7 protein-coding genes are annotated in these 6,891 nt (G+C 68.6%); 3 read left to right on the top strand and 4 right to left on the bottom strand.

The window, feature by feature from the left end; all coding sequences use genetic code 11:
* Nucleotides 1–849, bottom strand: an 849-nt coding sequence (locus tag ACEU5R_RS31545) for a hypothetical protein (protein ID WP_392413818.1), incomplete at its 3' end; no start/stop codon positions are given.
* Between the two features lie 285 nt (nt 850–1,134).
* Here ACEU5R_RS31545 and ACEU5R_RS31540 point away from each other — a divergent pair.
* The 3 genes from ACEU5R_RS31540 (at nt 1,135) to ACEU5R_RS31530 (ending at nt 4,178) form a co-directional block, all read left to right on the top strand.
* Nucleotides 1,135–2,727: a phage tail protein gene (locus tag ACEU5R_RS31540; RefSeq protein ID WP_392413816.1), complete on the top strand. Its 1,593-nt coding sequence runs from the start codon at nt 1,135–1,137 to the stop codon at nt 2,725–2,727.
* Nucleotides 2,728–2,796: 69 nt separating this feature from the next.
* The gene (locus ACEU5R_RS31535) at nt 2,797–3,984 is read left to right on the top strand and encodes a hypothetical protein (RefSeq protein WP_392413814.1); all 1,188 of its coding nucleotides are present in this window, start codon (nt 2,797–2,799) and stop codon (nt 3,982–3,984) included.
* Nucleotides 3,984–4,178, top strand: coding sequence for a hypothetical protein (locus tag ACEU5R_RS31530; RefSeq protein WP_103276055.1), 195 nt, complete (start codon nt 3,984–3,986; stop codon nt 4,176–4,178). Before ACEU5R_RS31535 ends, ACEU5R_RS31530 begins: the two co-directional genes overlap by 1 nt.
* Nucleotides 4,179–4,194: 16 nt before the next feature.
* On the opposite strand, the gene ACEU5R_RS31525 is transcribed toward ACEU5R_RS31530, so the two are convergent.
* The 3 genes from ACEU5R_RS31525 to ACEU5R_RS31515 form a co-directional block, all read right to left on the bottom strand.
* Nucleotides 4,195–5,022: a metallophosphoesterase gene (locus tag ACEU5R_RS31525; protein WP_392413812.1), complete on the bottom strand. Its 828-nt coding sequence runs from the start codon at nt 5,020–5,022 to the stop codon at nt 4,195–4,197.
* 30 nt (nt 5,023–5,052) lie between these two features.
* On the bottom strand, nt 5,053–5,991 hold the full coding sequence (locus ACEU5R_RS31520; protein ID WP_392413810.1) for an alpha/beta hydrolase family protein: 939 nt from the start codon (nt 5,989–5,991) through the stop codon (nt 5,053–5,055).
* A partial coding sequence (locus ACEU5R_RS31515) for a LysR family transcriptional regulator (RefSeq protein WP_392413808.1) occupies nt 5,988–6,891 on the bottom strand: 904 nt, incomplete at its 5' end. The genes ACEU5R_RS31520 and ACEU5R_RS31515, both read right to left, overlap by 4 nt.

Raw genomic sequence — 6,891 nt, 5'->3', positions numbered from 1 at the left:
GGCGGCTTGGGCCGCGGGCGCGTGCGGGCCGGGGGCCGGCCGCCCGCCCAGGTCCAGCTTCGGCGCCTGGAGGCAGGCATCCTTGATCTCCAGCCTGGCCAGCTCCGCGCCGTCGCGCCAGCGCACGGCGCGGAACGTCAGCGGCGTCTTGCGGGTGATCACCTTGCCCTGTTCCACATAGCTCGCGCCGCCCGGCCCCGTCACCAGCCGGTTCGGTTCCTGGCGCACGACGGTCTCGCCGGGCGGCGTCATCAGGAAGGCGGTGTCGCCGTCGATGTCGAGCAGCATGCCCGCGCCCAGGCGCACGACCTGCAGGGAATCGTGCCGGACCAGCGCGGTCTCGGTCCAGTCGGTCTGCACCCGGCTCCAGCCCGGCATGCGCGCATCCAGCAGCTTGCGGGTCTCGACCGTGTCGCGCGCCTCGTCCTCGGACAGCCGCAGGCGCTCGACGCGCAGGCGGCCTCCACGCGCCGTCAGGCCGGCGAGAAAGGTCTCGTTCGAATCGCGGAAGAACATCAGCACGCTGTCCGGGCCGACGGGCAGGACGGGGCTCAGGCAGTAATAGGGGCGCTTGGCGAGCCTGGCGTCATCGGGATGCAGGTAGCGTCCGAGCGTCCCGCCGGGGCCGCACAGCGCTTCGCCCTGGAACGAGGCGGAGGTGATGCGGAATGTCTGGCTCTGGCCGGTGTTCACGTCGCGCTGGCTCTGCTGCGCGGCGTCGATGCGCAGGCCGCCCGCGTCGAACACGGCGGCGGCCTGGGCCGTGGCGGCGAGCATCAATGGCGCGGCGGCCAGGCTGGCGCTGCGCAGGAAACGGGACAGGCGGGCATGGCGGAGCAGGGTGCGCAATGGAGTTCCTTCCTGTTGGGGCGGGCGTTCAAACATAGCACGCGGGGACTCGGCGCCGCATGGCGGTCGGGCTGGCGGCGCACTTGCTCTGGCGTGTCGCACAAGCCTTGTATGGGCGCGGGAGCGCGCCTATAGTCGATCCGTCGAGGGGAAGTCGCGTCCCGCGCATCCATCCTCACCGAAAGCCCGCCTGCCCATGCAGCGGGCTTTTTTCGTTTCCGAACCCCATCCCAGCGATTCCTTTCCTGAATACGGATCCCTATGCAACGACTCATACCCATCAACGTGGGCCAGCAGGCCAATGACCGCAGCGGCGATCCGCTGCGCGACGGCATGGCCAAGGTGAACGAGAACTTCGCCAAGGTGACGACGGCCATGGACGCCGTGGAGACCGCCGTGGCGCAGACCAGCGCGCTCGCGGGCTCCGCGCGCGATATCGCCGCCGCGGCGCTGCCCGCCGTGCAGAAGAACCGGCCCGGCGGCGTGGCGCCGCTGGATGCGGACGGCAAGGTGCCCGCCGGCAACCTGCCCGATTCTGTGCCGATGTCGCAAAAGGGCGCGGCCGGTGGCGTGGCGCCGCTGGATGCGGCAGGCAAGGTGCCGGCCGGCCACCTGCCCGATTCGATACCCATGTCGCAAAAGGGCGCGGCGGACGGCGTGACGCCGTTGGACGCCGCCGGCAAGGTGCCGGTCGCCCACCTGCCGAAGTTGGACTACCTGCCGGTGATCCAGCGTGGCGCACCCGACGGCGTGGCGCCGCTGGATGCGCAGGGCAAGGTGCCGGCGGCCAACCTGCCGGCGGTGGAGGATGCCATTCCGCTGGCGCAGAAGGGCCAGCCCAATGGCGTCGCGGCGCTGGCCGCCGACGGCAAGGTGCCGGCGGCGCAGCTGCCGCTGATCGAATCGATTCCCACGGGCTTCGTGGCCTGGGCACCGAAGCGGGGAGGGATCTGGGCGGGCTGGATTCCCGGCGATGGACAGCTCGTGTCGCGGGCGACGTTTCCGGATCTGGCGGCGGCCGTCGCGGATGGCGTTGTTCCGGTCGTGTCCGAGGCCGAGTGGCTGGCGGATCCGCTCAAGCGGGGGGCTTACACGCTTGGCGATGGGACTACCAGCATTCGTGTGCCGGACTACAACGGCAAGTCCGCAGGCGCGATTGGCGCGGCCTTTCTCCGGGGTGATGGCACGTTGTCCGTGGCGAATGGCGCGATCAAGGCCAGCCAGAACAAGGCTCATGGTCACACGTTTCAATCTCCCCAGTATCTGTATGTGGAAACGGATGGCTCCGGCTCCTTCCTGGGTGCTCCCTCGACGAGTACGCCTGTGTTTCTCCGATATACGTCCGTCGAAGGGGGGGCGGAAGCGCATCCGAGCTTCATTTCCGGTTGCTTCGTCATCAAGGCTTTCGGCGCCGTGTCGCGCCCCGGCAGCGTCGACGCCGCGCAACTGGCCAGCAGGCTCGCCGTTCTTGAGGCGGCGCTTCAGACCGACATCGACTTCAAACTGCTCTACCCCGGCGGTTCGGCGACGACTCCCGGGATCATCTATCAGAACACCGCACAGACGATAGATAACCCGTTCCCTGGATCTCCGGTCCAGGTCGTGGTCGAGCACGAGTTGAGCGGACAGTGGTTCGAACCCGGCTGGTTCTGCTCGACGGACCGCACGGGGGCCCCCAATGATCCCTACTCCGGGTGGGGCATCAAGGCCGCGCACAGCCTGGTGACCGACAAGATCATCGTGCGGGCAGGCAAGAACGGCACCGCCACGGATCCGGCCATTGCGGGTGGTTCTTGGGTCGGCGCCTGGTCGCAGAACCAGGTCAACGCGCGCTTTCGCGTCAAGGTGTGGAAGCTCAAGGGCAGGATCGCGGGGTAGCGAGCGCGCGCTGCCCTTGCGGCAGCCTGCTACCTCATCTCCCATGCAACCTTTTCAAATCAAATCATCATGCAAAGACTCCAACCCATCAATGTGGGCCAGCAGGCCAATGACCGCACAGGCGATCCGCTGCGCGACGGCATGGTCAAGGTGAACGAGAACTTCACCCAGGTCGAGACCGCGGTCGACAAGGTCGAAGCGGCAGCCGTAGGCGCGCAACAGCGGGCCGATGCGGCGCACGACAAGGCCGTAGGCGCTGGCGCGGCCGCCGCGACGGCGGACGGAAAGGCGGTGGCAGCGGCGCAGTCGGCAGTCGCTGGCCTGGCCGCTGCGGCGGCGGCCGACGGCAAGGCCGTCGCGGCCCAGGCCGCGGCCGACGAAGCCAACAGGAAGGCGGTCGCCGCCAATGCGGCGGCGGCAACGGCGGCGCAGTCCGCCGCTTCCGGTCTGGCGGCGGCCAGCGAGGCCGACAGGAAGGCGCTGGCCGCCAATGCGGCCGCCGTGGTCGCGGACGGCAAGGCTGTCGCGGCCGCGCAAGCCGCCGCCGTGGCCCAGGCCGCCGCCGATGAGGCCGATAAAAAGGCGCAAACGAAGATTCCGCTTTCCTACGCGGGCATACAGTCGGGCGTGGCCACGCTGGAAGGCCGCCTGGCGACGCTGGCCGATGCGCAGATTCCGCATGTCACGACGGCTACCGTGTGGGACGACGCCAACTGGAACGAACTGCCCAAGCATGCCCGCAATGACGGACTCGTCATGCGCTTGATACGCAGTGGCGGCAGTTCGCAGAACGGGCCTCCGGCCGGGCAGTACTACTACGTCCGGCATCACTGGTTCAGCGATCGGGATACGCTGACGCAGATTGCGATCCCGTATTACAACTCGGAAGAAATCACGCCGGGGTTCCAATATCGAATGAAGTACGAGGGCGTCTGGACACGCTGGTACAGCGCGGATCCGCAGACCAAGGCCAAGGCATTTGGGGTCGATCAGACACTGGTCAATCTGGCCGGGCAGCGACTGCCGGGAATTACTTACGTGAACTCGACGCGCAAGCCGATATCGGTCTATCTGTACGGTGGCTCAACAGCCGCCGGCGGCTACATCAATATCTTGATGGCGAGCATTCCAGTTGCCGTATTTCAGGCCCAGGCTCCGGAGAACGGCATCGCGGTGAATGCCATCATTCCGCCGGGAACAACCTATTTCGCCAGTGCGGTCAATGCAAAGATCGAATACTGGTTGGAGTATCGCTGATGCAAACCTTCAAAGACACCCAGACCAACCAGGTATGGCAATTCGAGGACGAGGTGCTGATCAAGGAGGTCGGCAACCATCGGCTGTTCTACGCGCCACACCAGCTTGAAAAACCGCTGGACGTTCCCGCGACGCTCGAACCGTTCGACATCGACGAATTCCGCCCGGCGCAGGTCGATCCTCTGGCGCGATAGGCGCCCGCCCGGAACATCAGCCGTCCACCACTTCCCCCGTCCTCACATCCCAGGTCCGCGCCGGCGCGAAGTTCTCGCGCTCGCCCTTCTTTTCGTATCCCAGCGGATTGGCGATCACGCGGCAGCCGTCCTTTACATAGTCCAGCGCGCAATGCAGGTGGCCGTGCAGCCAGTAGTCGGCGCGCGGCAGCAGCGCGTCCAGCGCATTGCAGAAGCCGGCGGTGCCGGGCGTGACGCCGTAGCGCGGATCGGCGCTGGCCAGCGTGGGGGCGAAGTGCGTGATGACGACGGTGACGCCGTCGAAGGGCTGGCGCAGCGCTTCGTCCAGCCATTGCTGGCAGGCGATGCCCTGTTCGCGCATCTGTTCCGCCATGAAGGGTTCGCCATGCCGGCGCATGCCGGCCTTGGCCAGGTAGAAGTCGGCGGCGCGGAACGCCTTGGCGCGCTTCTTCAGCACCGAGCCCAGTTCTTCGTCTGGTTGCGCCAGCGCGTCGAAGTCGGTCCACAGCGTGGTGCCGACCAGCCGCACGCCCTGCATCACCCGCGTTTCGCGTTCCAGCCAGTGGATGTCCAGTGCGTGGCACAGCTCGCGCAGGCGATCGTGCGTCTCGTCGAAGTCCAGGTTGTCGTACTCGTGGTTGCCGGGCACGTAGACCACCGGCGCGGGCCAGCCCCGGGCGGGAGAGAAGCGCCCCAGGCCGAAGTCCGTTTCCATCAGGCGCGAGCGGTCCTGGTACGAGCCGATGTCGCCCGCGAGCACCAGCAGGTCCGCGCCGGGGGCGGGGCGGGCCTGGAAATCCGGATCGGACTCGAGATGCAGGTCGGAGAGCAGCTGAATTTTCATGGCTGAAGTATAGGCGCGGGCGAGCGCGGCTCAGGGCGCGAGCGTCCGGCGCAGCCAGGCGGCCATGTCGTCGACCACCTCGGGCATGCGGCTGATGCCGTCGGGACCGGTCATGGCGTGATCCAGGCCGGGATACGCGCGGTAGTCGATGTTTCGGCTGCCCGCCAGCCGCAGGCGCGCCACCATGGACAGCGTTTCCTGCGGCGACACGGAGGCATCGGCGCCGCCCTGCAGGATGAGCACGGGCCCGGCGACCTGTCGCAGCGTCGCGAGCTGGTCCAGTTCCAGCACGCTGCGCCACCAGCTGTGGCCATGGCTGCTCATGTTCATCGCCTGCGGCGGCGAGGCAAGCACATGTCGCGCGAAGCTGCGCAGTCCCTGTTCGGCGGCGCGGCGCTGCGCCGCGGGCACGGGCTCGCTGGCGAGGCTGTGCAGCATGTCGTTCAGGAACCATTGTCCGCCGCCATTGAAGGCGATGGTGGCGTCCACATTGCGCGAGCGCGACGCCAGCAGGTTCGCGACCACCGCGCCTTCGCTGCCGCCCAGCGCCACGACCTGACGGTAGCCCAGGGTGCGCCGCAGCTCCGTCAGCACGGCGTCCAGGTCGCTGGCGCGCTGCTGCAAGTTGTCGCGCTCCAGATAGGCGGCGGGACAATCGGGACGCTCGGGATCCCCGTCGTAGGGCAGGGTATCGTCGATGCCGTACTTTTCCACGGTCAGCAGGTCGGCTTGCGGCCAGGCGCGGACCAGATCGCTCTTGATGATCCGGACCCGGGTCACGCTGTTGCAGTCAGAGCCCTGGATGACCAGCAGCAGCCGGTCCGACCTGTGCGCGGGATCGCGCGGCTCCAGGTAGTAGCGGATGCGCGAGCCGTCGTCGCGGGCCAGCTCGCGGGCGGCCGGCTGGGCATGGGCGCAGGCGGCGAAGAGGACGCCGGCCAGGCCGAAAATGAGGTGGATTCGCTTCATGTTTTCGCGGTCCCCGCGCGGCGGCGCGTCTCGCGTGGCGGCTCCAGCAACGCGCCGCAGTCGCGCACGCTGGCCACGACCTGTCCGCGCAGCCAGTCTATGCCTTCGTCGCGCCAGTTGCCGGCCGACCAATGCATGCGGATGGACATGCCGGGCAGCTGGAAGGGCAGTTCCTCGATGCGCAGTCCATCGCGCCGGCTGGCCCACAGCCGCGCCAAATGGCCGGGCACCACGGCGGTCAGCGAGGTGCCTGCCAGCAGCTCGGACAGCATGAAGAAATTGGACGAGGTCACGACCGGCTCCAGCGCCCGCAGCCGGAAGCGCTCGGCGACGATCTGGTGAGCCGAGCGCGGCACGTCGGCCACCGCATAGCGAGCCGGGCCGGCCGCCGGCCGGCCGCGCGGCGGTGCTTCGCGCACGCCGACATAGCGGTCCTTGAACAGCAGTGTGCTGGTCTTGCGCGCCTTGAGCTGCGGGATCCAGCCCACCGCCAAGTCCAGCGCACCATCGTCCAGGCGCTCGGCCAGCGCGCCTTCCCAGGCCGTCACCATCCGCAGGCGCACTCCAGGCGCTGCGGCGGCGATGCGGGAGACCAGGCGGTTCAGGATCAGCGTCTGGCCCACGTCGGTCATGTACACGATGAAGCTTCGCCGGGACGCGGCGGGATCGAAGCCCGAGGGCGGATTCAACGCCTGCTCCAGCGCGGCCAGTGCGCCGGCCACGGGCGTGGCCCATTCGCGCGCCAGCGGCGTGGGCTGCATGCCTTGCGCGTTGCGCACGAACAGCGGATCGCCGGCGATGCCGCGCAGCCTGGCCAGCTGCGTGGACACGGCGGGTTGGGACATGCCCAGCGCGGGGGGGGGGGGGGGGGGGGGGGGGGGGGGGGGGCGGGGGGGGGGG

The organism is Achromobacter sp. 413638, from assembly GCF_043119405.1.
Lineage (GTDB): Bacteria > Pseudomonadota > Gammaproteobacteria > Burkholderiales > Burkholderiaceae_B > Achromobacter.
The sequence above is the reverse complement of the archived record's forward strand: the minus strand, read 5'-3'. Positions and strand labels throughout refer to the sequence as shown.